This is a genomic window from Stenotrophomonas sp. ATs4 (genome assembly GCF_051861585.1).
Taxonomy (GTDB): Bacteria; Pseudomonadota; Gammaproteobacteria; order Xanthomonadales; family Xanthomonadaceae; genus Stenotrophomonas; species Stenotrophomonas maltophilia_AS.
The window spans coordinates 36,620-61,785 of record NZ_JBLYPK010000010.1 but is presented as its reverse complement, the minus strand read 5'-3'; the positions used below and the strand labels follow the sequence as shown (position 1 = coordinate 61,785).

Genomic DNA, 25,166 nt, shown 5'->3' with positions numbered 1-25,166 from the left:
TAGATCCACGCCATGCGTGGATGAATCCCAACCGAGTCAGCCAACCCGCGCCGTGCGTGAATTAAGCCGGTCCGTTGGCTGGATCTGCTGGAGTGGCTCAGCCGAAATCCACCTTGCATTCGCTGAGCGGGACGGACTGGCCGTCCGAAACCATCAAATGGTCACCTTGAATACGGGCTAGGCGAAGGCCCAGGGTCCTTGCCCCGGCTTCTACCGCCTTCCGCCATCCATCCAGATCGCCGTGGAACGAAAGGGCGAGGAAGCACTGGCCGTTGGGCAGGGTTATCCGGCAACTGTCCGATACGATGCCACCGCTGCTCGCGGTGAACTCGCCAGCAGAGTCCAGCAGTTTGCGGAACTGACTTGAAGCGCGGCTGGTTTCGAAATCCTCGTAATAGATGAACTCCACTCCGGCTACAGGGTTTATACCCGGGGCGGTTCGATCGGCTCGTTGCTCGATTTTTCCACCAAGGATTCTTTCCAGATTCTCTCGGTCGTTGTTCATTTGCTCGCCTTTGCTCATTCGTATGTGCGTGGATGCTGCCGCGCAAGTCTTGCTTCGTGGATCGGAATCTCAGAAGCATCGACTTCAAATCGACGCATCCACTGATCGGCGAGCCGGCCGATCAGCCTCGGCTCTGCGGACTTTGGATTGAAATGGAGATTGCCGACCGACGCAGGTCGGAGACCCCGGAGTTGATGGTCGAGCAGTACATATTCAGGGGGTCGAGGATCTTCTGCATCAACGCAGGCGAGGGGTCTTGCTCCAGCCTGGATCAAGACACCACTTCCATACCCCTGGAACCTGAAATATTGCTCCGGAAGAGCGCTGCGGAGCCGATCAAACCCTCCAGCCGCTGCCAGCCGGGCGTCATCCAGTAGGGTCAACCAGCTCACCGTCTTGAACTTGAGATGCTTGAGTTCCGCCCGGTTCGCCAGGAGGGCAGCGTTCCCCGCATCCAGGCCTGGAAGGCGCTGGGCCAGCACTGCTTCAATGGGCTCATTGCGCTCTCGGCGCACTGGGCTCAGATTCAAGGCGTAGCCCGCATGCCCATGTGCGGCCCTCAACCAGTGTGCACATTTGATCGCCAGTTCAATGAATTGGCATTTCTCTCCTGAGAAATGGCCGGTCGGGACCGACAACTCGAGGACACTCATGTCGTCGCCCATCCGGGTTTGCCAGCCGCGCTTGCCGTAAACAAGGAACTGCCAAGCTCCAGCGTCCTCGGCATTGGCGCCGCTGGTGTAGCAGAAGCTGAGGTGGTCGTCTTCCGACAGCGGCTCGATCATTTCGCGCAGATTTTTACTGTCCTTGACGCGCTGCCGGGGTGGGCCGTCCTTCGGTATCTCGCGCCAGAGCCATTGCAAAGCATCCCCCGCGAGCTCGCGGAACGCGTCGAAGCAAAGGCATAGGTTTTCTCTCGTGGAGGCCAGGTGTGCGCCCTTGAAGTACAGCGTCAGGCGTAGACACATCACTGCGCCTACGTAGTTCGCTGGGCCGCTCGGAAGAAAGAGGTCGCCAGGAAGCTCGAGTGACGTCTGTGCGTCCGGAGACCATTCAATTTCCAGGGGAAGGTCGTGCGGGGAGGGCATGAGTGGGGTGGCAGCATGTGGAGCTGGCCACACTAGGAAGAAGGTGTTCTGCCGCCAAGGCCAATTGCGACAAGCAGGTGTCGGATGGAGGCCCATTCAGGCCTGAATGGGCGACCGGCCCGATTTTGGGAGACAATGAACAACTATTTGCCCGAATGACCGTTCCATGTCCCGATTGCAGTTCCAGCTCCAGACCCGCGACGGCCGTGCCCGCCGTGGCCGCCTGACCTTCCCGCGTGGCACGGTGGAAACGCCGGCCTTCATGCCGGTGGGAACCTATGGCTCGGTCAAGGGCATCCTGCCGGACGATGTGCGCGCGCTGGGCGCCGAGATCATCCTCGGCAACACCTTCCACCTGTACCTGCGTCCGGGCCTGGACATCATCGCCGACCACGGCGGCCTGCACGGCTTCTGCCGCTGGGATGGCCCGATCCTGACCGATTCGGGTGGTTTCCAGGTGTTCTCGCTGGCCCACCGCCGCAAGATCACCGAGCAGGGCGTGACGTTCGCCTCGCCGACCGACGGCGCCCGTGTGTTCCTGGGCCCGGAGGAGAGCATGAAGATCCAGAAGGTGCTCGACTCGGACGTGGTGATGATCTTCGACGAGTGCACGCCGTACCCGGCCACCGAGGACGTTGCCCGTCGCTCGATGGAGCTGAGCCTGCGCTGGGCCCAGCGCAGCCGCAACGCGCATGACGAGCTCGGCAACGACGCGGCCCTGTTCGGCATCGTCCAGGGTGGCGTTCACACCGGTCTGCGCAGCCGCTCGGCCGAGGCCCTGCAGGCCATCGGTTTTGATGGCTATGCCATTGGCGGCCTGGCCGTGGGCGAGCCCGAAGACGAGCGCAACGCCATGCTCGACCACCTGGACCCGGAACTGCCCGCCGACCGTCCGCGCTACCTGATGGGCGTGGGCCGACCCGAGGACCTGGTCGAGGGTGTCGCGCGTGGCGTGGACATGTTCGATTGCGTGATGCCGACCCGCAATGCCCGCAACGGCCACTATTTCACCTCGTTCGGCACCGTCCGCATCCGCAATTCCCAGTACGCGCGCGACATGGACCCGATCGAGCCGGGCTGCGGCTGCGTGGCCTGCACCGGCGGCTACACCCGTTCCTACCTGCGCCACCTGGACCGCTGCAACGAGATGCTGGCGCCGATGCTGGGCACCCAGCACAACCTCTTTTATTACGAAAAACTGATGGCCGACATCCGCGCGGCGATCGAGGCGGGAACCTTCCTGACCTTCCGTGAGTCTTTCTACGCAGCACGCGGGGCGGTAGCGCCGCCCCTGTAACCCGAACGCCCCTGCCAAACGGCCCAAGGACGAACGCCCGGGGCCGTGGCATACTTCAAGGCTGACCCAGATCCGCGGTCGACACCCCGTGCCCGTGAAAGGGCCGGAGCGCCGCCCAACCAAAGGACCAACGATGAACCTGCTTGCCTTCCTGATTCCCGCCGCCCACGCCCAGGCCGCCGGCGGCCAACCGCAGGGCATGGGCCTGACCACGCTGCTGTTCCCGGTCATCCTGATCGCCATCATGTACTTCCTGATGATCCGCCCGCAGATGAAGCGGCAGAAGGAGCACAAGTCCATGCTGGAGAAGATCAAGCGTGGCGACGAAGTGCTGACCAACGGCGGCATCGCCGGCAAGGTCACCGACATCGGCGACAACTTCGTCACCATCGAAGTGGCCGAGAACGTGCGCATCCGCGTGCAGAAGGGCGCTGTTGGCAGCGTGCTGCCGACCGGCACCCTGGATTCGGCCAAGTAAGCCACTCCCTTTCCGATGCACAACCGCGGCGCCGGGGATGGCGCCGCGCGGGACCCAAGCAATGCTCGAATTTCCACGCTGGAAGTACGTCGTCATCGTGATCGTACTGGCGCTCAGCGCGCTGTACGCACTGCCCAACATCTACCAGAAGGACCCGGCCATCCAGATCACCGCCAACCGTGGCGGGCAGGTTGACGATGCGCTGCGCGACCGTGTGCTGGCCGACCTGAAGAAGGCCGGCGTCGCCACGCTGGGCGCAGAAAAGGAAGGGGACAGCCTGATCGTCCGCCTGTCGGACCTGAAGTCGCAGTCCGCCGCCAGCGATGCGCTGCGTGACACCGTCGGCGAGAACTACACGGTGGCCCTGAACCTGGCCTCGACCGTGCCGGACTGGCTGGCCAAGCTCGGCGGTCGTCCGATGGTGCTGGGCCTGGATCTGCAGGGCGGCGTGCACTTCGTGCTGCAGGTCGACCAGAAGGCCGCACTGGACAAGCGTCTGGATGCCTACGCCGAAGACGTGCGCAGCACCCTGCGTGACGCGCGCATCCCATACCAGTCGGTGGAGCGCCGTGCTGACAACAGCATCGTGGCCAACCTGAGCCCGTCCGCCGGTGACGACGCCGCGCAGCGCGCCCGTGCCGCGCTGGCCAAGGCGCAGCCGACCCTCGGCTACGACGTCAGTGGCAATCGCATCACGGTGACCGTGCCGGAAACCGAGATCACCCAGATCGCCAACGGCGCCATCGAGCAGAACATCAACACCCTGCGCAACCGCGTGAACCAGCTCGGCGTGGCCGAGCCGATCATCCAGCGCCAGGGTGCCGACCGCGTGGTTGTTCAGCTGCCGGGCGTGCAGGACACCGCCGAAGCCAAGCGCATGATCGGCGCCACCGCCACCCTGGAATACCGTGCGGTGGTCGAGGGCAACGCGCAGGACGCCATCGCCGCCGGCCGCATTCCGCCGGAAGCGAAGGTCTACCAGCAGCGTGATGGCCGCGGCCCGATCCTGCTGAACAAGCGCGTGATCGTCACCGGTGACCAGATGGTCGGCGCGCAGGCGGTGACCGATTCGAACAGCGGCTCCCCGGCGGTCAGCGTGACGCTGAACAACGTCGGCGGCCAGCGCATGTTCGACTTCACCAGCGCCAACGTGAACAAGCCGATGGCGGTGGTCTACACCGAGCGCGTGCCGACCGTGACCGTCGTCGACGGTCAGGAAGTGCGTGGCTTCAAGGTCAACGAGGAAGTGATCTCGGTGGCCAACATCAACGGCGTGTTCGGCAAGAACTTCCAGACCACCGGCCTGCAGAAGAAGGAAGCCGAAGACCTGGCCAAGCTGCTGAAGTCCGGCTCGCTGGCCGCGCCGATGGACTTCGTCGAAGAGCGCGTGGTCGGCCCGAGCCTCGGCGCCGAGAACGTCAAGAACGGTATGCGCGCGGTCGTGTTCGCATTCCTGTTCACCCTGGTGTTCTTCAGCGTCTACTACCGCATGTTCGGCGTGATCACCTCGATCGCGATGCTGTTCAACCTGCTGATCGTGGTGGCGGTGATGTCGCTGTTCGGTGCGACCATGACCCTGCCGGGCTTCGCCGGCCTGGCGCTGTCGGTCGGCCTGTCGGTGGACGCCAACGTGCTGATCAACGAGCGTATCCGTGAAGAGCTGCGTGCCGGCGTGCCGGGCAAGACCGCAATCGTGACCGGTTACGAGCGTGCCTCGGGCACCATCCTCGACGCCAACCTGACCGGCCTGATCGTCGGTGTGGCGCTGTTCGCATTCGGTACCGGTCCGCTGAAGGGCTTCGCGCTGACCATGATCATCGGTATTTTCGCCTCCATGTTCACCGCGATCACCGTGTCGCGTGCGCTGGCGACGCTGATCTACGGCCGCCGCAAGAAGCTCCAGAACGTGGCCATCTGACGGGACGACACGCACATGAAACTGTTTCCGCTGCACATCCTCCCGAACGACACCAAGATCGACTTCATGCGCTGGCGTCATGTCGCGATGGTCGTCACGGTCATCGTGTTCCTGGCCTCGATCGCCATCATCGGCTTCAAGGGCTTCAACTACGCGCTGGACTTCACCGGCGGTACCCTGATCGAAGCCCGCTTCGACAAGGCGGTGGACGTCGAGCAGGTCCGCACCAAGCTCGAGCAGAATGGCTTTGAAGGCGCCCAGGTACAGAGCGTCGGTGGCAACACCGACCTGCTGATCCGCCTGGCCCCGCACGGTGAGCATGCCCCGGGCACCGGCGATGCCGCGCACGAGGACAAGGCCACCGCCGTGGCCGTGGTGAAGGCACTGTCCACCGCCGACAACCAGGCCACGGTGCTGCGCAATGAGTTCGTGGGTCCGCAGATCGGCAAGGACCTGGCGATGAATGGCCTGTACGCCACCATCTTCATGCTGGCCGGCTTCCTGATCTACATCGCGGTGCGCTTCGAATGGAAATTCGCGGTCACCGCCAGCGTCGTTGCGATGTTCGACCTGATCGTGACGGTGGCTTACGTGTCCCTGCTGGGCCGTGAGTTCGACCTGACCGTACTGGCCGGCCTGCTGTCGGTGATGGGCTTTGCGATCAACGATCTGATCGTGGTGTTCGACCGCGTCCGCGAGAACTTCCGCAGCCTGCGGGTGGACTCGATGGAAGTGCTGAACCGTTCGATCAACCAGACGCTGTCGCGTACGGTGATCACTGCGGTGATGTTCTTCCTGTCGGCGCTTGCCCTGTACATGTACGGCGGCAGCTCGATGGAAGGCCTGGCCGAGACGCACATGATCGGTGCGGTGATCGTGGTGCTGTCTTCGATCCTGGTGGCGGTGCCGATGCTGACGATCGGTTTCCTGCGCGTCAGCAAGCAGGACCTGCTGCCGAAGGCGAAGGACGTCGAGGCCCTGGCCCGTCGCCCGTAAGCACCTGCTGCACGCAACACACAGAGAACCCCGCGCAAGCGGGGTTTTTTGTGTTGCAGGGCTTGCAGCCCTGCACCCGCTCAATGCAACGGCAACGGCAACGTCAAAAGCCGGAGCTGGCTTTCTGCTGGTTGGACGGGGCCATGTGGGTTGGCAGGACACGCCGTAAACCCATCCTTGGGGGCTCGATGGCGCCATCCATGGCGCCAACGGTCCTGCCAACCCACATGGCCCCACCTCCGACAGATTCCGGCGGCTGTTGGTAGGTGTCGACCTTGGTCGACACATCTGTCAGATATCGAATGAGTCATCCACGCATGGCGTGGATCTACTGTGTCGACCAAGGTCGACACCCACCAGAGCAGAGTGCCGTTCCGACAGATCGCGGAAAACTGTCGAAGGCGGGGTGGGTCCGGTTGCGGGGGTGTCCGCGGCATGGATGCCGCGGCCAAGCCCCCAGGGATGGGTTTACGGCGTCCCCCGCAACCGGACCCGCCCCGCCAACCCACAGGAACCCAGCTTTTGCCGTTGACGTTGCCTCTGCAGGTGCAGGGTGCAACCCTGCAAAACAAACCCCACCCTACGCCGCCGTCGGTTGTGCAATCGCGCCCCGCGCACTACGATCCTGCGGTTCGCGCGCGCAGGCGCGCACCCGTATTCCTGCTGAGCGCCCCGTGCGCCGCATCTGCCAACCCGAGGTATCCATGGTCATCAAACCGCGCGTCCGCGGCTTCATCTGCGTCACCACCCACCCGACCGGCTGCGAGGCCGCCGTCAAGCAGCAGATCGACTACATCCGTGCGCGCCCGCCGATCCAGAACGGCCCCAAGCGCGTGCTGGTGATCGGCGCCTCCACCGGTTACGGCCTGGCTGCGCGCATCACCGCCGCCTTCGGCAGCGGTGCCGCGACCCTGGGCATCTTCTTCGAGCGCCCGGGCAGCGAGACCAAGCCGGGCACGGCGGGCTGGTACAACTCGGCCGCGTTCCACAAGTACGCCGACGAAGCCGGCCTGTACGCCAAGAGCATCAACGGCGATGCCTTCTCCGATGAAGTGAAGGCGAAGACCATCGAAATGATCAAGGCCGATCTCGGCCAGGTCGACCAGGTCGTCTACAGCCTGGCGGCGCCGCGCCGCAAGCACCCGAAGACCGGCGAGATCATCAGCTCCACGCTGAAGCCGATCGGCGAGCCGATCACCCTGCGCGGCCTGGATACCGACAAGGAAGTGCTGACCGAAACCCACCTGCAGCCGGCCACTCCGGAAGAGATCGCAGGTACCGTCGCGGTGATGGGCGGTGAGGACTGGCAGATGTGGATCGACGCGCTGGCCGATGCCGGCGTGCTGGCCAACGGCTGCACCACCACCGCCTTCACCTATGTGGGCGAAGAGATCACCCAGGCCATCTACTGGAACGGCTCGATCGGCGCGGCGAAGAAGGACCTGGACACCAAGGTTCTGAGCCTGCGCGAGAAGCTGGCCAGGATCGGTGGTGATGCGCGCGTGTCGGTGCTGAAGGCCGTGGTCACCCAGGCCAGCTCGGCCATTCCGACCATGCCGCTGTACCTGTCGCTGCTGTTCAAGGTGATGAAGGAAAAGGGCACCCACGAAGGCTGCATCGAGCAGCTGGACGTGCTGTACGACATTCTCTACGGCGCCAAGGCCGACGGCGTGGCGATCGACCGCCTGCGCCACGATCTGGTCGATGGCGATGGCCACACCGTTGCGCTGGTCGATGACGAAGGCCGCCTGCGTGCCGACTACAAGGAAATGGCTGCGGACGTGCAGAGCAAGGTCGTGGCACTGTGGCCGCAGGTCACCAACGAGAACCTGTACGAGATCAGCGACCTGGCCGGCTACAAGGCCGATTTCCTGCGCCTGTTCGGTTTCGGTGTGGAGGGCGTCGACTACGAAGCCGACGTCAATCCGGACGTGAAGATCGACAACCTGGTCGATCTGACCTGAGATAGAAGGTAGCGCCGGGCCATGCCCGGCGGTTCTTCCGAATGCCGCTGCGCTCGCTGGGCATGGCCCGGCGCTACCGCTCACCCGAAATCGAAGCCCATCTCCGGCAGCGCCGGGCCCACGAAATCGCCCTGCACGTAATCCACGCCAGCACTGAACAGCAGGGTCATCGAATTGGCGTCGCTGACGAACTCGGCGATGGTGCGGATGCCGGCTTCCTGCGCGCGTGCGGTGATCTGGCTGACGCGGTCGATGTTTTCGCGGGTGGCGGCCAGATCGCTGGTGAAGCCGCGGTCCAGCTTGAGGAACTGCGGCTGGAAGTGCGCCAGCAGCTGGAACGAATCCAGACCCGAACCGAACTGTTCCAGGCCGATGCGGCAGCCCAGGGGCGCCACTTCGGCGAGGAACTGCTGCGCACTGCGCAGGTGGGTGAATACCTTCGCTTCCGGCGCGTGCAGCCACAGTCGCTCACCGGGCACGCCCTGCGCCTGTAGTTCGCGGCGCAGGGTGGCGATCATCTGCGGGTCGTCGAACGATTCCGGGGTCACCTTCACCAGCATCTGCGTGGCATGACCTTCGCGTGCACGCTGGCCGAGCACCGCGATGGCCTGCGAGACCACCCAGCGGTTGATGTCGGCCAGCAGGCCGTGTTCCTCGGCAATGCCCAGGAACGCGGTCGGGCTCAGCAGCTCGCCGTTGTGCTCCAGGCGCAGGTAGGCCTCATACAGCTCCAGCGACTCGCCCTGCAGGTTCAGCACCGGCTGGTAGTGCAGCTGGAAGCCGTCGCCAGCCAGCGCTTCGCGGATGCGCGCGACCCAGCGCAGCACGCGCTCTTCTTCCACGCGGTCGGCTGCGGCCGGGTCGAAGATGCGGCAGGTGTTGCCCAGTTCTGCGGCGGCGTGGGTGCATTCGCTGGCGCGCGCCAGCACCTGGCCGATGCTGGCGATCTTCTCGCCCACCTGCACGCCACCGATGCTGACGGTCACCGTGGCCGAGCGTGCGCCGATGCTGAAGACATGCGCGGCATAGGCTTCGCGGATGCGCTCGGCCAGTGCCACGGTCTGCGCGTAGGGCCCGGCCTGCAGCACGGCGAAATTGTGTTCGCCGAAGCGGGCCAGCTGCGCGTCTTCGCCAACCACCTCGGCCAGCAGGCCGGCGAGGGCGCCGATCAGGGTGTCGGCCGAGGCCAGGCCGATGTCCGGCAGCAGGCGTGCGTAGTGGTCCGGCTCGATCAGCAGCAGGCCGAACTGGCCTTCGCTGCGCCCGGCCTGGGCCACTGCGCTTTCCAGCTGCAGCATGAAGGTCGGGCGGTTGAGCAGGCCGGTGACCTGGTCGCGCTGGCGCAGGTCCTCGACCTCGCGCGCCAGTTCCGGGTCGAACTCCATGCGGCGGCGCAGTACCACCTGCAGGCAGGATTCGCCCTCATAGGTGGCCGCCGTGAATTCCATCGTGGCCGGAAACGCACTGCCATCTTCATGGCGCGCATCCAGCTGGTACTGCGGCGGCGGCGCTTCGCCACGGCTCAGGCCCTTCAGCAGCTGCTTGAAGCCCTCCACATGCTGGGCGGCAACCATGTCCAGCAGCGAGATGCCTTCGATGTCGTCGAAATGCTCGTAGCCGAACATCTCCAGATAGGCATCGTTGGCGCGGATGTGCATGCCTTCGTGCACGTAGGCGATGGGATCACGCGAGGAGGCGATCAGTGCATCGCAGCGGCGCTCGGTCTCGCGCATCTGCGCCTCGATGCGGCGCAGGCCGCGACGCGCCTGCAGGTCCACCCACTGGTCGCGGATCACCGCAAGCAGATGCTCGGGGCGCTGGCGCAGGGCCAGGGCGCGGATGCCGTGGCTGCTGGCCTGCACAAGTTCGTCTTCGTCGATGCGCTCGGCCAGCAGCACCAGCGGGATGTCCTTGCCACTGGCCGCGATGTGCTGGGCCACCAACGGCAATGGAATGCCTTGCGAGGGCGAGGCCAGCACCAGGTCGATGGCCTGGCTGGCCAGCACCTGGGCCAGTTCGGCCGCATCCTGTGGGCGCCACGGCCGTACTGCGATGCCGCTGTTGCGCAGGGTGCTGACGATGGCTTCGGCATTCTCGCCGCTGTCATCGACGATCAACAGGCGGATGGTGATGTCGTTCGCGTTCTGCATGCACTGCTCCCCAATCTGCGAACCTAGATACACGATGCGCGGCGAACCGTCCATGCGCGTACCCCTTGCGCGCATCGAACGGCGATGTGGTTCACACCACACCACCTGCTGCATGGCCACTGGCCCAGGCCCACTGGAAGTTGTAGCCGCCCAGCCAGCCGGTCACGTCCAGCACTTCGCCGACGAAATGCAGGCCGGGCACGCGCTTGGACTCCATCGTCGAAGACGAGACCTCGGCGGTGTCCACGCCACCCAGGGTCACCTCGGCCGTACGGTAGCCCTCGGTGCCACTGGCCACCAGCGGGAACGCACCCAGCAGCTGCGCGGCCTGGCGCAGCATCGGTTCGTCCAGCTGTCGCACCGGGCGGTCAGGCAGCCAGTGCTCGCACAGGCGCTGCGCCAGCCGCTTGGGCAGCACCTCGCCCAGTACAGTGCGCAGCTCCGCGGCTGGCCGCTCCTGTTTCATCCGGCGCAACCAGTCGCCGGCATCCTGGCCTGGCAGCAGGTCCAGCTCCAGCGCGTCACCGGGTTGCCAGAACGAGGAGATCTGCAGGATCGCCGGGCCACTCACCCCGCGATGGGTCAGCAGCATGAAATTCTGGAAGCTCTTTCCGTTGCAGCGCGCCTCGATGGGCAGGGCCACGCCGCTGAGATCGGCCAGTCGTTCCTGGTGCTTGCCGCTGAGGGTCAGCGGCACCAGTCCGGCGCGGGTCGGCAGCACCTGGTGGCCGAACTGGCGGGCCACTTCATAGCCGAAGCCGGTGGCGCCCATGCTGGGAATGGACAGGCCGCCGCTGGCGACTACCAGCGAGGCGCAGTGGAACAGGCCATGGGTGGTGTGCACGCGGAAACCATCGCTACCGTGTTCAATGCGCTGAACACTGCAGTCGGTGCGGATCTGCACGCCTGCGGCCTGGCACTCGTCCACCAGCATCTTCACGATCTGCTTGGAGGAGACGTCGCAGAACAGCTGGCCCAGCTCTTTTTCGTGATACGCGATGCCGTGCTTGTGCACCAGCTCGATGAAGTGCCACGGCGTGTAGCGCGCCAGTGCCGACTTGCAGAAATGCGGGTTGGCCGACAGGAAGTTGGCCGGGGTGGTGCCGGTGTTGGTGAAATTGCAGCGGCCACCACCGGACATCAGGATCTTCTTGCCGATCTTGTTGGCATGGTCGATCACCTGCACCTGGCGGCCGCGCTGCCCGGCGGTGATCGCGGTCATCAACCCGGCCGCGCCAGCGCCGATGACCACCACATCGCAACGGATCGCGCTCATGCCTTGGCGCGCTTGCGCCAGGTGGGAATGATGTCGAGCTGGATATGGTCGTTGAGGAGCTGCACTTCGCCGTCCTGGATCAGCACGCTGAAGCGCATGGCACGCTGGATCTGCTGGCCCCACTGTTCAACGAAGCCGCCATCGAGGTCGACCACCGAGAGGTTGTCGAAGCGCGCCAGGCCCTTGCCCTGCTTGCCCCACCAGATCTCCGAGGCGTTGCCGCCGTAGTTGATCACCTGTACCTGGCGGCTGCGGTTGCTGGCCTTGCGGATGCGTGATTCGTCGGGATGGCCCAGGTCGATCCACTGCAGGATGTCGCCGGTGTAGTCGTGTTCCCACAGGTCCGGCTCGTCATCGGTGCTCAGGCCGCGGCCGAACTCCAGACGGTCGCCGGCGTTCAGTGCGAAGGCGAGCAGGCGCACCATCAGGCGGTCGTCGGTCTCGGACGGGTGCTGGGCCAGCGTCAGGTTGTGGGTCGCGTAATAGCCGCGATCCATGTCGCTGATCTGCAGTTCGGCCTTGCGGATGGTGGCGGTGAGAGCCATGGGGGTACCGTGGACTAAAGAGGACCATGATAGAGGTTTGCTCCGGGGGTGTCCGTGGCTGGGCTGTCTGCAGGGCGTCAACGTGGCACGCTTGCACTCTTTTCCGACGCAGGAATGGATCCGATGACCTTGCCCAGCCGCCTGCAGCTGCCGCCCGGCCACTGGCCAACCCTGCTCGATGGCCTGTGCGCGCGTTTTCCGCGCATCGACCGTGAGCAATGGCAGCATCGCTTCGCGCGCGGCCGCGTGCAGGACGCGCAGGGCAGGGCGCTGGCAGCGGACATGCCCTGGCAGGTGGGGCTGGAGATCCAGTATTTCCGCGAGGTAGTGGGCGAACAGGCGATCCCCTTCACCGAGACCATCATCCATCTGGACGCGCATCTGCTGGTGGCCGACAAGCCGCACTTCCTGCCGGTCACGCCGGCCGGCGGCTATGTGCGCGAGACGTTGCTGGCGCGCCTGGTCGCTCGCACCGGTAATGCCGATCTGGTGCCACTGCATCGATTGGACCGGCTGACTGCAGGACTGGTGCTGTTTTCGACGCAGGTGGCATCACGCGACGCCTATCAGCGGCTGTTCCGTGAACGCCGCATCGACAAGACCTACGAGGCGCTGGCGCCAGCGCTGCCCGGGCTGGAGTTTCCGTTGCAGCGCGACAGCCGGCTGGTGCCGGGGGAACCGTTCTTCCGCATGGCCGAAGTGCCGGGCGAGCCCAATGCGCGCAGCCGGATCGAGCTGATCGAGGGCGAGGGGCCGGTCTGGCGCTATCGGCTGCTGCCGGAAACCGGCCGCAAACACCAGCTGCGTGTGCACATGGCGATGCTGGGCGCGCCGATCGAAGGCGATGACCTGTATCCGCAGCTGTGCCAGCGGCCGGCGGGCACGCCCGAAGTGCCGTTGCAGTTGCTGGCACAGGGGTTGGCCTTCGACGACCCGTTGAGCGGCGAACGCCGGGTGTTCAGCAGCCAGCGTTGCCTGCGCCTGCCGCACCAGGACCGCTAGAGGCGTTCAGCGGGCCGGGCGTCGGGCCAGCCAACGGTCCAGCTCGGCGGCGAACAGCTGCCGGTCGCGCGGCCCCAGTGGTGGTGGCCCCCCGGTCTGGACCCCAGCCCCGCGCAGCTCCTCCATGAAATTGCGCATCGACAGCCGCTCGGCCATGTTGTTCGGGGTGTACAGCTGGCCGCGCGGGTTCAGCGCCACCGCCTTCTTCTCCAGTACCAGAGCGGCCAGCGGGATGTCCTGGGTGACCACCAGGTCGCCGGCGGTGACGCGCTCCACGATCGCGCTGTCGGCCACGTCCAGGCCCTGCGGCACCTGGATCGAGCGCAGCCAGCGCGAGGGCGGGGTGCGGATCCATTGATTGGCGACCAGGGTCAGCTCGATGCCGACCCGTTCAGCGGCACGGAACAGGATGTCGCGAATGACGGTGGGGCAGGCATCTGCGTCCACCCAGATGCGCGGGAGGGCAGGTTCAGCTTGGGTTTCAGCTTCAGTCATTTACCCAGTGTAGGGTAGGAAAAACCTGAATGGGGACTCGGAGTTAGCCGCGATTGGGTGCCAGCCCTTGCCACGCCTAGCGGGCGGGGGCGGTCCATGAACGTCTGGGCTATCGCTTTTTGCAGAAAACACGCGTATCGTTCGTCCCACTGTGTTTGCTAGGGTCACCGTGAATCGTGGCCTGGTGCAGTTGATCTCACGATCCGCTCATCGATCCGCTTTACCAACGCCTGCAACTCAGTCTCGGCCCCGATACCCGGTGGCTGCGATTTTTTCAACATGTGTTTCAGGAGTTAGTCAAATGTCTGATCGTCAGACCGGCACCGTCAAGTGGTTCAACGACGCCAAGGGCTTCGGCTTCATCACCCCGGAAAGCGGCCCGGACCTGTTTGTGCACTTCCGTGCCATCCAGGGCACCGGCTTCAAGACCCTGCAGGAAGGCCAGAAGGTTACCTTCATCGCCGTCCAGGGTCAGAAGGGTATGCAGGCTGACCAGGTGCAGGCGGTCTAATCCGTCTGCTACCGTTTGGTAGCCAGAACGCCGGAAGCGAAAGCTTCCGGCGTTTTTTATTGCCCGCCGTTTTGTAGAGTCGAGCCACGCTCGACTGCTTTCCAAAGACAGTCGAGCGTGGCTCGACTCTACATGGGGCATGCACTGCGCGCGGTACGATGTGTGCCTCCCCAAGGAACGTCCCCATGCGCATCGTCCATCACCTGGAAAACTCCCGTTCCCTGCGCGTGCTGTGGATGCTGGAGGAGCTGGGGCTGGACTACGAACTGCGCCGCTACCCGCGCGATCCGAAGACGCTGCTGGCACCGCCGGAGCTTCGCAACGTGCATCCGCTCGGCAAGTCGCCGGTACTGCAGGATGGCGAACTGGTGCTGGCCGAGTCCGGCGCGATTCTCGATTACCTTGCGGACCGCTATGACACCCAGCGCCAGCTGTCGCCGTCACCGATGCCAGCCGATGGCGCCGAGCGCATTGCCTATCGCTACTGGCTGCACTACGCCGAAGGCTCGGCGATGCCGCCGCTGCTGCTGACCCTGGTGATGGGCCGCATCCGCAGCGCGCCGATGCCGTTCTTTGCCCGACCGATCGCGCGCAGCATCGCCGACAAGGCCGAGCGTGGCTTCATCGGCCCGCAGCGACGACTGCATCTGGACTGGATGGAGCGCCGTCTGGCCGAAAGCCCGTGGTTTGCCGGCGAGCGCTTCAGCGCCGCTGACATCCAGATGAGCTTCCCGATCCAGGCCGCTGCCGCGCGTGGCGGTGGCCTCGACGACAAGCCGGCACTGCGTGGCTTCCTCAAGCGTATCGGTGAGCGCCCGGCCTACCAGCGTGCCGAGGCTCATGGAGGTCACCTGCAGGCGCTCAGCGGCAATTGAGGCGGGCGGCGGTCGTCCCCATCTTCAAGCCCATGGATACCGACAGCCCCCGTTTCGATAACCGCCTGCTGCACACCCTGCCGGGCGACCCCGAATCCGGCCCGCGCCGGCGTGAAGTGCTGGGCGCGGCCTGGTCCCCGGTGATGCCGACCCCGGTCGCGGCGCCAACCCTGTTGGCCTGGGCGCCGGATGTCGCCGCGATGCTTGGTTTCGATACCGCTGAAGTCGAAAGCGAAGGCTTCGCCCGTGTATTCGGCGGCAATGCGCTGTATGCCGGCATGCTGCCATGGGCCGCCAACTACGGTGGCCACCAGTTTGGACATTGGGCCGGCCAGCTCGGCGATGGCCGTGCGATCTCGCTGGGCGAGCTGGTCGCGCCGGATGGCCGTCACTGGGAGCTGCAGCTGAAGGGCGCTGGCCCGACGCCATACTCGCGCGGCGCAGATGGGCGCGCGGTGCTGCGCTCGTCGATACGCGAATTCCTGTGCAGCGAGGCGATGCACCACCTGGGCGTGCCGACCACGCGCGCGTTGTCGCTGGTCGGTACCGGCGAAGACGTGGTGCGCGACATGTTCTACGACGGCCATTCGCGTGCAGAGCCCGGCGCCATCGTGTGCCGCGTGTCGCCGTCGTTCCTTCGCTTCGGCTCATTCGAACTGCCGGCGTCGCGTGGTGAAACCGCGTTGCTGCAGCAGCTGGTCGATGCCTGCATCGCCCGTGATTTCCCCGAACTGGAAGGGCAGGGCGAAGCGCTGTATGGCGACTGGTTCGCGCAGATCGCGGTGCGCACTGCCGAGATGATCGCGCACTGGATGCGCGTCGGCTTCGTGCATGGCGTGATGAACACCGACAATCTGTCCGTGCTCGGCCTGACGCTGGACTACGGCCCCTATGGCTGGGTCGAGGATTTCGATCCGGACTGGACGCCGAACACCACCGACGCGCAGGGGCGTCGCTACCGCTTCGGCACCCAGCCGCAGGTGGCGTACTGGAACCTGAGCCGGTTGGCGCAGGCACTGTCGCCGCTGTTTGCCGATGTCGCACCGTTGCAGGCAGGATTGGCCGCATACCAGTCCACGTTCGTGGCCTGCACGCGCCGCGATGCCGCCGCCAAGCTGGGCCTGGCCGCCGCCGACGATGACGACCTGCAGCTCTACCTGCGCTGGCAGCAGCTGATGCAGGACGGCGGCATGGACATGACCCTGGCCTGGCGCGCACTGATGCGGATCGATCCGGCGGCACCGGATGCGACGCTGCTGGACGCGGTGTACTACGACGAGGCGCGCCAGCAGGCGGTGCAGGCACCATTGCAGCAGTGGCTGCAGGACTATGCGGCGCGGTTGCAGGCCGATCCGCTATCGGCCACTGAGCGCACGGCGAAGATGGCCGCAGCCAACCCGCTGTACGTGCTGCGCAACTGGCTGGCCCAGGAAGCCATCGATCGCGCGGAGCAGGGCGACCTCGGCGGCGTTCACGCGCTGCAGGAGGTGCTGCGTGATCCGTACACCGAGCGTGCCGGCCTGGAGCACTTCGCCGGCAAGCGCCCGGCATGGGCCGACAACCGCGCCGGTTGCTCGATGCTGTCCTGCAGTTCCTGAGGGTGGGTTTCGGCAGGGCTGCGCCCTGCACCTGCAGAGGCAAGGTCAACAGCCAGAGCAAAAAACTGGATTCCGTGGTTTAGCGGGGCGGTGTCGGAGTGCGGGGACGCCGCAAGTACGTCCGTGTAGGCTTGGCAGCCGCATCCATGCGGCTGACACCCCGCACTCCGACACCGCCCCGCCTCCGACAGATTCCGACTGCCGTGGGTAGGTGTCGACCTTGGTCGACACGGTAGATCCACGCCATGCGTGGATGCTCTTCGTTCGATTCTCGAAATATTCGATTTCGATGAAGATTCATCCACGCATGGCGTGGATCTACGACAGATCGCAGGAAACTGTCGAAGGCGGGGTGGGTCCGGTTGCGGGGGCGTGAGCCGCATGGGCCCGAGGCATGCCTCGGGCGGGTTGGGCAGGACGCCCAACCCCGGTCTTGCCGTGTGCGCAGGACAGCGCACACGAGCAAGCGGCGACCGAGCTTACATGGACGTACTTGCAGCGTCCCCCGCAACCGGACCCACCCCGCCATCCCTCGGAATGCGGCTTTTGCTTTCGCTTTTGCTTGCGCGGTGGCCTCTGCAGGTGCTGGGCGCAGCCCGGCCGACACACCCCTCAACAGGCAGGCGGCGCCCGGAACAGGTACCCTATGCCGCCATCAGACAACCGACGTGACATGACCGACGCCATCGTCGCTCCGCAGTGGGCCTCCCGCCTGCGCGACATCGCCGACTTCCCCAAGCCCGGCATCCTGTTCAAGGACATCATGCCGCTGCTCGCACACAGCGAAGACTTCCGTGGTGCCATCACCGCGATGGCTGACCGTTGGCGCGATCAGAAGCTGGACGCCGTGATCGGCATCGAATCGCGTGGCTTCATCCTCGGCGCCGCGATGGCGCTGGAACTGGGCGTGGGCTTCGTGCCGGTGCGCAAGCCGGGCAAGCTGCCGGGCCAGGTGCTGCGCGAGGAATACACCCTGGAATACCGCAGCGACTGCATCGAAGTGCACGCCGATGCGCTGCCGGCCGGTGCCCGGGTGGCGATCATCGACGATGTGCTGGCCACCGGCGGCACGCTGGTCGCTGCGCTGTCGCTGGTGCGCCGTCTGGGCGTTGACGTGGTCGGTGCCGGCGTACTGGTCGAGCTCGACGGCCTCGGTGGCCGCGCCCGCTGGGAAGCGGATCTGCCGCTGCACACCGAACTGGTGTTCTGATCGAAGGGCAGGTGCCAACCAAGGTTGGCATCTACCAGAGCGAATGGCCGGGAGCCGGTAGTTGCCAACCTTGGTTGGCAGCGCTTTTCGCGATTGGCGCCACGGATGGGCCAACCAAGGTTGGCCGCTACCAGGTCAGGTCGTTGCCAACCGTGGTTGGCAACGCTGCTTCAATCACATCATCCGCACGCGGAAGCGACGGCCCTTGATCTTGCCGGCTTCCAGCTTGGCCACGGCCTTGTTGACCTGTTCGCGGGCGATCGCCACGTAGGAACGGGTCGGGAAGATCGCGATCTTGCCGATGTGCTTGGCCGACAGGCCGGCATCGCCAGTCAGCGCGCCTAGGATGTCACCCGCACGCAGTTTGTCGGTCTTGCCGCCATCAATGCGCAGGGTGCGCATCGCTGCCTGCGGCAGTTCGGCCGGGCGCGAGGTCGCCAGCGGCGTCTTCTGCCAGTCCAGTGGTTCGCCACGCTGTGCTTCGATGGCATCGGCGCGGGTCTTCTCGCGACCGGCCACCAGGCTGATCGCCAGGCCACTGGCACCGGCACGGCCGGTACGGCCCACGCGGTGCTGATAGCTCTCCACGTCGGTCGGCAGCTCGTAGTTGATCACCGCTGCCAGTTCTTCCACGTCCAGGCCACGTGCGGCTACATCGCTGGCCACCAGCACGTTGCAGCTGCGGTTGGCCAGCAGCAACAGCACTTCTTCGCGGTCGCGCTGTTCCATGTCGCCATGAAGGGCCAGCGCGGAGAAGCCGAACTGCTGCAGCGAGTTGGCTACTTCGTCTACGTCCTTGCGGGTATTGCAGAACACCACCGCCGATTCGGGCGTGTACTTCAGCAGCAGGCCGGCCAGCGCCTTCTGGCGGTGCGCGGGCTCAACTTCGCAGAACACGTGGCGGATGGCCGGCGCCTGGTCGGCACCTTCCACGGTCACTTCCACGGCATCGCGCAGCAGGTCACGTGCCATGGCGCGGATGGTGTCGGGGAAGGTGGCCGAGAACAGCAGGCTCTGGCGGTCCTTGTGGGTGCGGCCCGCGATCTCGCGGATCGGCTCCTCGAAGCCCATGTCGAGCATGCGGTCGGCCTCGTCCAGCACCAGTGTGCGCACCGCGCCCAGATTCAGAGCGCGCTTGCGTGCCAGCTCCTGCACACGGCCGGGTGTGCCGACCACCACGTGCGGATCATGGCCTTCCAGCGACGCCAGCTGCGGGCCCAGCGGCACGCCGCCAACCAGCAGCAGCAGCTTCAGGTTGGGAATGCCCGTGGCGAGCTTGCGGATCTGCTTGCCGACCTGATCGGCCAGTTCGCGGGTCGGGCACAGTACCAGCGCCTGCACACGGATCAGGCTGGGATCGATGGCCTGCAGCAGGCCCAGGCCGAAGGCGGCGGTCTTGCCACTGCCGGTCGGCGCCTGTGCGATCACATCGCGACGATCGAGGATCGCCGGCAGGCTCTGCGCCTGGATCGGGGTAAGGGTGGTGTAGCCGAGGGCATCCAGGCCGGGCTGCAGGGCCGGGCTCAGCGGCAGGGTCGAGAAGTCAGTCATGGCGCATTGTACCCGTCCGCGCGGCCGGTCCCGCCTAATGGGGTGGGGTCGGATCCCTTTCCGCGGGAAAGGGCGCTGACCCCATCGGAGTCGTCATCCACGCATGGCGTGAATACACCGGGGGGCATCCACGCATGGCGTGGATCTACGGGTGGGTGCCGACCTTGGTCCGCACGCTCCTGCTCAGCCCAGCACGGCCAGCACGCCCTGGTGGATGGCCAAGCCACCGAACAGCAGCCAGGCGAACAGGATCAGTGCCAGCAGCAGCGGCTTCAGGCCGGCCTGGCGCAGCGCCGAGACGTGGGTGGTCAGGCCCAGTGCGGCCATCGCCATCGCCAACAGGACCGTATCCAGCTGCACCAGCCCGGCCTGCAGGCCCGCGGGCAGCAGATGCAGGGAGTTGAAACCGGCCACGGCCACGAAACCGAACGCGAACCACGGCACCACGATGCGCGCCTTGCTGCCGTCGGCGCTGGCCTTGCTGCCGCGCGCCAGCCACAGCGACAGCGCAATCAGGAACGGCGCCAGCAGCATCACCCGCACCATCTTGGTGATGACTGCGGTATCGGCAGCGGGTTCGCTCACCGCGCGGCCGGCCGCCACCACCTGTGCCACTTCATGCACCGTTGCGCCGGTGAACAGGCCGTACTGCCGTGCGTCCATCGCCAGCCAGCCGTGCGACTGCACCAGCGCATACAGCGCCGGGTACAGGAACATCGCCAGCGTGCCGAACACCACCACCGTCGATACCGCTACGGTGACCTGCGCCGCGCGGCCACGCACCACCGGTTCGGCAGCCATCACCGCCGCCGCGCCGCAGATCGCGCTGCCGGCACCGATCAGCATCGCCGCCTCGCGCTCCATCTTGAACACGCGCACGCCCAGCCAGCAGGCCAGGCCGAAGGTGCTGGCAACCACCAGTACGTCCATCAGCACGCCTGTGACGCCGACATGGCCGATGTCCTGGAAGGTCAGGCGCAGGCCGTACAGCACGATGCCGGCGCGCAGCAGCCAGTGCTTGGAAAAGCCGACACCGGCCGCGCTGCTCGGTGCCAGCCGCGGGTAGAACGTGTTGCCGACCACGATGCCAGCGACGATGGCCACGGTCAGTGCGCTCAGGCCATGCGCCTGCAGCCATGGCAGCTCGGCCAGATACAGCGATGCGGCTGCGACCAGGCCCACCAGCAGCAGGCCGGGCAGGCGCGGTTGCCAGCGTTGGCGCAGGGCGGGCAGGGACCAGGGGGAAAGGGCGGGGGCGTTCATGGCAGGGGCAGGGCTGGAGTGATGGGGCAAGCGTGCGCCCCGGACGATGACCTGTAAAACGAATAATATGGGTGAAACCTACCTATCAAGAGGGTAACAACCATGCGCCTGACGCTGCGCCAGCTGCAGGTCTTCGTCGCCATCGCCGATCACGGCAGCACCACCGCCGCTGGCCAGGCCATCGCCCTCTCGCAATCGGCCAGCAGCGCCGCCCTGCAGGAGCTGGAGGCGCACTTCGGCACCCCGCTGTTCGATCGCATCGGCCGCCGCCTGGCCCTGAACGGGCACGGCCGCGCACTGCTGGAACCGGCGCGCACCTTGCTGGTCAACGCCGCCGATCTGGAGCGGCAGCTGGCCGCGGGCGGCGACCCGTCGCAGGGCGCACCGCTGCGGCTGGTGCTGGCCGCCAGTACCACCATTGGCAATTACCTGCTGCCGCCACGCATCGCCGAACTGCTGCGCCAAGCGCCACAGGCCGAGGTCGACCTGCGCATCGACAACAGTGCCGGAGTGGTCGCTGCCGTGCAGCGTCTGGACGTGGACGCCGGCCTGATCGAAGGCCCGTGCCACGAACGCGGCCTGCAGGTCACGGCCTGGCAGCAGGACCCGCTGGTGATCGTCGCCGCTGCCGACGCCCCCGCGCGCTGGTCGCTGGATGAGCTGCGGCGCGCACGCTGGCTGCTGCGCGAGCCCGGCTCCGGCACCCGCGAAGCCGTGGAACAGGCGCTGCTGCCGCACCTGCGCGGTTTCGCCCAGACCCTGCAGCTGGGCAATACCGAAGCGATCAAGCAAGCCGCCATCGCCGGCCTCGGCCTGGCCTGTCTCTCGCGCCACGCGCTTGAGGAGCCGCTGGCCCTGGGGCGCCTGCGTGTGCTCGAAACCCCGTTGCCCGCCCTGCAACGCACCCTGTGGCTGGTACGCCACCCGGGCAAGCAATGGTTGCCGGGGTTGCAGGCGTTGTTGGGGGAGGTGGGGTAATCCATCAGAACCCCAGTCGATCCCATCCATCGACAGTCCCTCCAGCGTTCATCCACGCATGGCGTGGATCTACCGTGTCGACCAAGGTCGACACCCACCAGAGCAGAATGCCGTTCCGACAGATCGCAGAAATCTGTCGAAGGCGGGATGGGTCCGGTTGCGGGGGTGTCCGCGGCATGGATGCCGCGGCCAAGCCCCCATGGACGGGTTTACGGCGTCCCCCGCAACCGGACCCACCCCGCCAGCCCACAGGAAACCCGCTTCAGCTGTTGCTTCGGCGGTTGACGTTGCCTCTGCGGGTGCCGGGTGCAACCCGGCCGACGCCCCCAACCCGTACAATATCCGGATGCCTCTGATTACCTTACAGAACGTCGACTTCAGCGTCGGCGGCCCGTTGTTGCTGGAAAAGGCCGAACTGTCGATCGAGCCGGGCGAACGCATCGCCCTGATCGGCCGCAACGGCGCCGGCAAATCCACCCTGCTCAAGCTGTTGTCCGGCGACCACAAGCCCGATGACGGCGAAGTCCGCGTGCAGCAGGGCGTGCGCGTCACCCGCCTGGAGCAGGAAGTGCCGCACGGCGCGGCCGGCTCGGTGTTCGACGTCGTCGCCGATGGCCTCGGCGAACTGGGCCAGTGGCTGGCTGAGTTCCACCACCTCAGCCATGCCGACGAATTCGACGGCGAAGCGCTGGGCAACGTGCAGGCCAAGATCGACGCCGCCAACGGCTGGGGCTTGGATCAGCGCGTCAGCGAAACGCTGACCAAGCTCGATCTGGACGGCGAGGCCGAATTCGGTCGCCTGTCCGGCGGCATGAAGCGCCGTGTGCTGCTGGCCCGTGCACTGGTCTCCAGCCCCGATGTGCTGCTGCTGGACGAACCGACCAACCACCTCGACATCGAAGCCATCGACTGGCTCGAAGCGTTCCTGAAGGGCTGGAGCGGCAGCGTGGTGTTCGTCACCCATGACCGCCGCTTCCTGCGTGCACTGGCCACCCGCATCGTGGAGATCGATCGCGGGCAGGTCACCAGCTGGCCGGGTGACTGGGCCAACTACGAGCGCCGTCGCGAAGAACGCCTCAACGCACAGGCGCAGGAAAACGCACGGTTCGACAAGCTGCTGGCGCAGGAAGAAGTGTGGATCCGCCAGGGTATCAAGGCACGCCGCACACGCGACGAAGGCCGCGTGCGCCGCTTGAAGGCGATGCGCAACGAGCGTTCGGAGCGCCGCGACCTCAGCGGCAACGTCAAGATGGAAGCGGCCCAGGGCGTCAGCTCGGGCAAGAAGGTCATCGACATCAAGGACATTTCGTTCGCCTTCGGCGATCGCACCATGGTCCGTGATTTCTCCACCACCATCCTGCGCGGCGACCGCATCGGCCTGATCGGCCCCAACGGCAGCGGCAAGACCACGCTGCTGAAGCTGCTGCTGGGCGAGCTGCAGCCGCAGAAGGGCGAAGTCAACGCCGGCACCAACCTGCAGGTCGCGTACTTCGACCAGTACCGCGCCGTGCTGCGCGAAGACTGGAGTGCGATCGAGAACGTGGCCGAAGGCCGTGATTTCCTCGAGTTCAACGGCAAGCGCAAGCATGTGCATGCCTACCTGCAGGATTTCATGTTCACCCCGGAACGTGCGCGTGCGCCGATCACCCGCCTGTCCGGTGGCGAGCGCAACCGCCTGCTGCTGGCCAAGCTGTTCGCGCAGCCGTCCAACCTGCTGGTGATGGACGAACCGACCAACGACCTCGATGTGGAAACCCTGGAGCTGCTGGAAGAGTTGCTGGGCGACTACACCGGCACCCTGCTGCTGGTCAGCCACGACCGTGACTTCATCGACAACGTGGTGACCTCCACGCTGGTGATGGAAGGCGACGGCGCGATCGGCGAATACGTGGGCGGCTACAGCGACTGGCAGCGTTACGCGGCCAGTGTGGCGGTCGCACCAGCGGTCGCGGCTGCGGCCAAGCCGGCCGTCGCCGCACCGGCTGCTGCCGCCGCGCCGGCGGCGCCCAAGCGCAAGCTGGCCTACAAGGAAGCGCGCGAACTGGAGCAGCTGCCGAAGACCATCGAGAAGCTGGAAGGCGACGTCGAGGCCCTTACTGCGGCAATGAACGACCCGTCGTTCTACACCCGCAGCAGCGCTGAAGTGACCGCACACACCCAGCAGCTGGCCAAGGTGCAGGCCGAGCTGGATGTGGCGTACGCGCGCTGGGAAGAGCTGGAAGGCTGATCGTCGGCCGCGCCCGCCGGGCATGGCCCGGCGCTACCGGGACGTATTGACCACGCGGTATGCGGGTAACGCGGGGCCATGCCCCGCGAGGTAGATCCACGCCATGCGTGGATATCCGGATCTGTGCGGACCAACGGTCCGCACCCACCAATCAACGGTCCGCACCCACAACGGTGGCTACTTCACCCCGTGCAGATCCCGCAGCTGGCTCGGCCGGCTGCCGAAGTACGCCGCCAGGTCGGCGATGTCCTGATCGCTCAGGTCCTTCGCCTGCGGCGTCATCAACATGTGCTGGCGGTCGCCGGAGCGGTAGGCCTGCAGCGCATGGGCCAGATAGTCGCCGTACTGCCCACCCAGCTTCGGATAGGTCGGATCGATCGGCGCATTGCCGTCGGCCCCGTGGCAGTCGATGCAACTCTGGTTGGTGGCTTTGCCCTTCACCTTGGCGCGGGCTTCACCGGCGGCCTCGCGACCTGCCGGCAGGCCGGCGGAGGACGATGAACCGTGTTCGCCGCTGGCATGGCCCGGGTCGGCGGCGGATTTCTCGCTGTTTTCCACCTGCGACTGTGAACAGGCGGTCAGCAGCAGGGCAACGGACAGGGCGATGGCGTGACGCATCGGATGCGCGGCTTTCGACATGGGCGGGCCTTACTTGACGGTGGACAGGTAAACAGAGAGATCGGCGATCTCCTGTTCGCTGAAACTCATCGACTGCGCCTGCATCGTCGGATGCCTGCGCTTGCCCTGGCGGTATTCGGTCAGGGCCTGGGCCAGGTACTGCTGGGTCTGGCCGCCGATCTTCGGCACCCGGTAGCTGGGGTAGGCGTTCTTGTAGCCGGTGATGCCGTGGCACCCCTGGCAGGTATAGGCCAGTACCCGGCCATTGTCGAAATTGCCGGTGGGTGCGGTGGCCGGCGGCGCCGCGGCAGGAGCCGGGGCCGGGGCGGGTGTGGCAGGAGCAGGAGCGGGCTGTGCGGCGGCCCCAAGGGGCAGGAGGACGGCCAGAGCGAGACAAGCGGCGAGCGGCTGCGGGCGCATGGTGTCGTTTCCGGGGATTCGGGTCTGGTCGTTCCGGCGTGGGGTACGGAACGCCCCGAGTATAGCCTCAGGTTTCATCTAGCTGAAATGGGGGCGGGCCGACCAGTGGCACGAAGGCACCATGACCTTTGGGATATGGTGTTGCCGTGAAGTGGTGCATTACTTTGCTACCACACCTGTCCACGCATCCTCCAGGGATCT

22 protein-coding genes are annotated in these 25,166 nt (G+C 66.0%); 12 read left to right on the top strand and 10 right to left on the bottom strand.

From position 1 onward, the window contains the following. Window positions 1-97 precede the first annotated feature (97 nt). Window positions 98-523 carry a hypothetical protein gene (locus ABR323_RS17405; RefSeq protein ID WP_439450196.1) on the bottom strand — a complete coding sequence of 142 codons (426 nt, stop codon included), beginning with the start codon at window positions 521-523 and terminating at the stop codon, window positions 98-100. Then, window positions 520-1,473, bottom strand: a complete 954-nt coding sequence (locus ABR323_RS17400) for a type VI immunity family protein (RefSeq protein WP_206141063.1) — start codon at window positions 1,471-1,473, stop codon at window positions 520-522. The genes ABR323_RS17405 and ABR323_RS17400 overlap by 4 nt, the downstream gene beginning before the upstream one ends. Window positions 1,474-1,759: 286 nt before the next feature. Between ABR323_RS17400 and tgt the strand changes: the two genes are divergently transcribed. The 5 genes from tgt to fabV all read left to right on the top strand — a co-directional run bounded on the left by tgt (window position 1,760) and on the right by fabV (window position 8,246). After that, window positions 1,760-2,890: a tRNA guanosine(34) transglycosylase Tgt gene (gene tgt / locus ABR323_RS17395; protein ID WP_439450195.1), complete on the top strand. Its 1,131-nt coding sequence runs from the start codon at window positions 1,760-1,762 to the stop codon at window positions 2,888-2,890. 133 nt (window positions 2,891-3,023) lie between these two features. Further along, complete coding sequence (gene yajC, locus ABR323_RS17390) at window positions 3,024-3,368, top strand: preprotein translocase subunit YajC (protein WP_012510769.1); 345 nt, start codon at window positions 3,024-3,026, stop codon at window positions 3,366-3,368. 61 nt (window positions 3,369-3,429) lie between these two features. Next, window positions 3,430-5,286 carry a protein translocase subunit SecD gene (secD, locus tag ABR323_RS17385; protein WP_439450194.1) on the top strand — a complete coding sequence of 619 codons (1,857 nt, stop codon included), beginning with the start codon at window positions 3,430-3,432 and terminating at the stop codon, window positions 5,284-5,286. 15 nt (window positions 5,287-5,301) lie between these two features. After that, complete coding sequence (secF, locus tag ABR323_RS17380) at window positions 5,302-6,282, top strand: protein translocase subunit SecF (protein ID WP_135273246.1); 981 nt, start codon at window positions 5,302-5,304, stop codon at window positions 6,280-6,282. A gap of 704 nt (window positions 6,283-6,986) precedes the next feature. Further along, a complete protein-coding gene (fabV, locus tag ABR323_RS17375) occupies window positions 6,987-8,246 on the top strand; it encodes an enoyl-ACP reductase FabV (RefSeq protein WP_439450193.1) in 1,260 nt (419 codons plus the stop codon). An 80-nt stretch (window positions 8,247-8,326) separates the two neighbouring features. Here fabV and ABR323_RS17370 read toward each other — a convergent pair whose 3' ends face one another. The 3 genes from ABR323_RS17370 to ABR323_RS17360 all read right to left on the bottom strand — a co-directional run bounded on the left by ABR323_RS17370 (window position 8,327) and on the right by ABR323_RS17360 (window position 12,217). After that, a complete protein-coding gene (locus ABR323_RS17370) occupies window positions 8,327-10,396 on the bottom strand; it encodes an EAL domain-containing response regulator (protein ID WP_439450192.1) in 2,070 nt (689 codons plus the stop codon). A gap of 91 nt (window positions 10,397-10,487) precedes the next feature. Continuing rightward, complete coding sequence (locus ABR323_RS17365) at window positions 10,488-11,672, bottom strand: NAD(P)/FAD-dependent oxidoreductase (RefSeq protein ID WP_439450191.1); 1,185 nt, start codon at window positions 11,670-11,672, stop codon at window positions 10,488-10,490. Then, entirely contained in the window at window positions 11,669-12,217 is a 549-nt protein-coding gene (locus tag ABR323_RS17360; protein ID WP_439450190.1) for a YaeQ family protein, read from the bottom strand. The genes ABR323_RS17365 and ABR323_RS17360 overlap by 4 nt, the downstream gene beginning before the upstream one ends. 123 nt (window positions 12,218-12,340) lie before the next feature. Between ABR323_RS17360 and ABR323_RS17355 the strand changes: the two genes are divergently transcribed. Further along, the gene (locus ABR323_RS17355; RefSeq protein ID WP_439450189.1) at window positions 12,341-13,219 is read left to right on the top strand and encodes a pseudouridine synthase; all 879 of its coding nucleotides are present in this window, start codon (window positions 12,341-12,343) and stop codon (window positions 13,217-13,219) included. A gap of 6 nt (window positions 13,220-13,225) precedes the next feature. Here ABR323_RS17355 and ABR323_RS17350 read toward each other — a convergent pair whose 3' ends face one another. After that, window positions 13,226-13,714 carry a YaiI/YqxD family protein gene (locus tag ABR323_RS17350; RefSeq protein ID WP_439450188.1) on the bottom strand — a complete coding sequence of 163 codons (489 nt, stop codon included), beginning with the start codon at window positions 13,712-13,714 and terminating at the stop codon, window positions 13,226-13,228. Window positions 13,715-14,015: 301 nt separating this feature from the next. Here ABR323_RS17350 and ABR323_RS17345 point away from each other — a divergent pair, with 301 nt between their 5' ends. The 4 genes from ABR323_RS17345 (at window position 14,016) to ABR323_RS17330 (ending at window position 17,908) form a co-directional block, all read left to right on the top strand. Continuing rightward, a complete protein-coding gene (locus ABR323_RS17345) occupies window positions 14,016-14,225 on the top strand; it encodes a cold-shock protein (RefSeq protein ID WP_004153307.1) in 210 nt (69 codons plus the stop codon). A 185-nt stretch (window positions 14,226-14,410) separates the two neighbouring features. Next, entirely contained in the window at window positions 14,411-15,100 is a 690-nt protein-coding gene (locus ABR323_RS17340) for a glutathione S-transferase family protein (protein WP_439450187.1), read from the top strand. A gap of 32 nt (window positions 15,101-15,132) precedes the next feature. Continuing rightward, the gene (locus ABR323_RS17335; protein ID WP_439450186.1) at window positions 15,133-16,698 is read left to right on the top strand and encodes a protein adenylyltransferase SelO; all 1,566 of its coding nucleotides are present in this window, start codon (window positions 15,133-15,135) and stop codon (window positions 16,696-16,698) included. 673 nt (window positions 16,699-17,371) lie between these two features. After that, window positions 17,372-17,908, top strand: a complete 537-nt coding sequence (locus ABR323_RS17330; protein ID WP_135275007.1) for an adenine phosphoribosyltransferase — start codon at window positions 17,372-17,374, stop codon at window positions 17,906-17,908. Window positions 17,909-18,082: 174 nt separating this feature from the next. Here the strand turns inward: ABR323_RS17330 and dbpA are convergent, their stop codons facing one another. Both dbpA and ABR323_RS17320 read right to left on the bottom strand, forming a co-directional pair. Continuing rightward, the gene (dbpA, locus tag ABR323_RS17325; protein ID WP_135275008.1) at window positions 18,083-19,459 is read right to left on the bottom strand and encodes an ATP-dependent RNA helicase DbpA; all 1,377 of its coding nucleotides are present in this window, start codon (window positions 19,457-19,459) and stop codon (window positions 18,083-18,085) included. Between the two features lie 183 nt (window positions 19,460-19,642). Continuing rightward, a complete protein-coding gene (locus ABR323_RS17320) occupies window positions 19,643-20,722 on the bottom strand; it encodes a YeiH family protein (RefSeq protein ID WP_439450185.1) in 1,080 nt (359 codons plus the stop codon). Window positions 20,723-20,824: 102 nt separating this feature from the next. Between ABR323_RS17320 and ABR323_RS17315 the strand changes: the two genes are divergently transcribed. Together ABR323_RS17315 and ABR323_RS17310 are read left to right on the top strand one after the other, a co-directional pair. Beyond that, window positions 20,825-21,700 (top strand): LysR family transcriptional regulator, encoded by an 876-nt coding sequence (locus ABR323_RS17315; protein WP_180836827.1) that lies wholly within the window; start codon window positions 20,825-20,827, stop codon window positions 21,698-21,700. A gap of 346 nt (window positions 21,701-22,046) precedes the next feature. After that, window positions 22,047-23,927, top strand: coding sequence for an ATP-binding cassette domain-containing protein (locus tag ABR323_RS17310; protein ID WP_439450184.1), 1,881 nt, complete (start codon window positions 22,047-22,049; stop codon window positions 23,925-23,927). 177 nt (window positions 23,928-24,104) lie between these two features. Here ABR323_RS17310 and ABR323_RS17305 read toward each other — a convergent pair whose 3' ends face one another. Further along, window positions 24,105-24,566 (bottom strand): c-type cytochrome, encoded by a 462-nt coding sequence (locus tag ABR323_RS17305; RefSeq protein ID WP_439450183.1) that lies wholly within the window; start codon window positions 24,564-24,566, stop codon window positions 24,105-24,107. 9 nt (window positions 24,567-24,575) lie between these two features. Then, window positions 24,576-24,965: a c-type cytochrome gene (locus ABR323_RS17300; protein WP_135273257.1), complete on the bottom strand. Its 390-nt coding sequence runs from the start codon at window positions 24,963-24,965 to the stop codon at window positions 24,576-24,578. Window positions 24,966-25,166 lie beyond the last annotated feature (201 nt).

Excerpts from the sequence above, each read along its gene's own strand:
- ABR323_RS17405 (WP_439450196.1), bottom strand. The coding sequence starts at position 523 with ATGAGCAAAGGCGAGCAAATGAACAACGACCGAGAGAATCTGGAAAGA.
- ABR323_RS17400 (WP_206141063.1), bottom strand. The coding sequence starts at position 1,473 with ATGTGTCTACGCCTGACGCTGTACTTCAAGGGCGCACACCTGGCCTCC.
- tgt (WP_439450195.1), top strand. The coding sequence starts at position 1,760 with ATGTCCCGATTGCAGTTCCAGCTCCAGACCCGCGACGGCCGTGCCCGC.
- yajC (WP_012510769.1), top strand. The coding sequence starts at position 3,024 with ATGAACCTGCTTGCCTTCCTGATTCCCGCCGCCCACGCCCAGGCCGCC.
- secD (WP_439450194.1), top strand. The coding sequence starts at position 3,430 with ATGCTCGAATTTCCACGCTGGAAGTACGTCGTCATCGTGATCGTACTG.
- secF (WP_135273246.1), top strand. The coding sequence starts at position 5,302 with ATGAAACTGTTTCCGCTGCACATCCTCCCGAACGACACCAAGATCGAC.
- fabV (WP_439450193.1), top strand. The coding sequence starts at position 6,987 with ATGGTCATCAAACCGCGCGTCCGCGGCTTCATCTGCGTCACCACCCAC.
- ABR323_RS17370 (WP_439450192.1), bottom strand. The coding sequence starts at position 10,396 with ATGCAGAACGCGAACGACATCACCATCCGCCTGTTGATCGTCGATGAC.
- ABR323_RS17365 (WP_439450191.1), bottom strand. The coding sequence starts at position 11,672 with ATGAGCGCGATCCGTTGCGATGTGGTGGTCATCGGCGCTGGCGCGGCC.
- ABR323_RS17360 (WP_439450190.1), bottom strand. The coding sequence starts at position 12,217 with ATGGCTCTCACCGCCACCATCCGCAAGGCCGAACTGCAGATCAGCGAC.
- ABR323_RS17355 (WP_439450189.1), top strand. The coding sequence starts at position 12,341 with ATGACCTTGCCCAGCCGCCTGCAGCTGCCGCCCGGCCACTGGCCAACC.
- ABR323_RS17350 (WP_439450188.1), bottom strand. The coding sequence starts at position 13,714 with ATGACTGAAGCTGAAACCCAAGCTGAACCTGCCCTCCCGCGCATCTGG.
- ABR323_RS17345 (WP_004153307.1), top strand. The coding sequence starts at position 14,016 with ATGTCTGATCGTCAGACCGGCACCGTCAAGTGGTTCAACGACGCCAAG.
- ABR323_RS17340 (WP_439450187.1), top strand. The coding sequence starts at position 14,411 with ATGCGCATCGTCCATCACCTGGAAAACTCCCGTTCCCTGCGCGTGCTG.
- ABR323_RS17335 (WP_439450186.1), top strand. The coding sequence starts at position 15,133 with ATGGATACCGACAGCCCCCGTTTCGATAACCGCCTGCTGCACACCCTG.
- ABR323_RS17330 (WP_135275007.1), top strand. The coding sequence starts at position 17,372 with ATGACCGACGCCATCGTCGCTCCGCAGTGGGCCTCCCGCCTGCGCGAC.
- dbpA (WP_135275008.1), bottom strand. The coding sequence starts at position 19,459 with ATGACTGACTTCTCGACCCTGCCGCTGAGCCCGGCCCTGCAGCCCGGC.
- ABR323_RS17320 (WP_439450185.1), bottom strand. The coding sequence starts at position 20,722 with ATGAACGCCCCCGCCCTTTCCCCCTGGTCCCTGCCCGCCCTGCGCCAA.
- ABR323_RS17315 (WP_180836827.1), top strand. The coding sequence starts at position 20,825 with ATGCGCCTGACGCTGCGCCAGCTGCAGGTCTTCGTCGCCATCGCCGAT.
- ABR323_RS17310 (WP_439450184.1), top strand. The coding sequence starts at position 22,047 with ATGCCTCTGATTACCTTACAGAACGTCGACTTCAGCGTCGGCGGCCCG.
- ABR323_RS17305 (WP_439450183.1), bottom strand. The coding sequence starts at position 24,566 with ATGTCGAAAGCCGCGCATCCGATGCGTCACGCCATCGCCCTGTCCGTT.
- ABR323_RS17300 (WP_135273257.1), bottom strand. The coding sequence starts at position 24,965 with ATGCGCCCGCAGCCGCTCGCCGCTTGTCTCGCTCTGGCCGTCCTCCTG.